This is a genomic window from Enterobacter sp. RIT637 (assembly GCF_019718755.1).
Taxonomy (GTDB): domain Bacteria; phylum Pseudomonadota; class Gammaproteobacteria; order Enterobacterales; family Enterobacteriaceae; genus Enterobacter.
This window is the reverse complement of record NZ_JAIHAZ010000065.1, coordinates 1-740: the sequence shown is the minus strand read 5'-3', so window position 1 is coordinate 740 and position 740 is coordinate 1. Positions and strand designations below refer to the sequence as shown.

Sequence of the window (740 nt, the reverse complement as noted above, 5' to 3'; positions counted from 1 at the left end):
CGGATGTTCACGGCCCTCGTACTTTTTACAGAACGCCTGAGTGGTCACGAAATCCGTATCCACAAACGCCACTTTGTTCGCGTATTTCACCGCGAAATCAATGTACTGCGCATGGCCCAGCGCGATTTTGTCGTAATCGGAATACTGGAGCGCCATCTCATCGCCGCCCAGGTGTGAGAAGACGTAATCGCGCCCGTACTCCCAGGCACTGGTGGTGTTGAAGATATTCGCCAGCTTGTTGACCAGCGTAGATTTACCGCTCGATTCCCCGCCCAGAATCGCCACCGTGCGCACGAAGAACGGCTTCACTTCCGTTGGGATGTAATCCCAGTAGCGGAAGGGGTTTTCGCGGATTTGCGCACCGCTGATGTTCATGAAGGTGCGCTTAGGATCGATCAATACCGTTTCCGTTCCGAGATGTTCGCGGAACTGCGGTGCATCGGACTCTTCAGAGGTATAGATCCAGTTCGGGGCTATCCCCTTCTCTTCCATAAAGGCTTTGATGCCGTTACTCCACACATCCCAGCCGTGCGGATACGGTTCCATGCCCTCTTCGTTAAAGCCATGAATACGAATATTTTTTTGGTATTTGAACGTCTGCAGTAGCCAGCGCAGACGGTCTGAGACAGTCGGCTGCTGGGACATGGCGCTGTCTTCGAACAACGCGCGGTCACGCGTGTCATCGTAACCCATGATGATATGCAGCTCATCCACCTGGCTACAGGCGCGCTGAATCAGAT

Annotated in this window: 1 protein-coding gene; it reads right to left on the bottom strand. The window is 53.8% G+C overall.

Annotated features, from left to right (window positions below; genetic code table 11):
- Nucleotides 1–740: multifunctional transcriptional regulator/nicotinamide-nucleotide adenylyltransferase/ribosylnicotinamide kinase NadR (gene nadR / locus K5E19_RS23170; RefSeq protein WP_221553277.1), on the bottom strand; the 740-nt coding region annotated here is incomplete at both ends.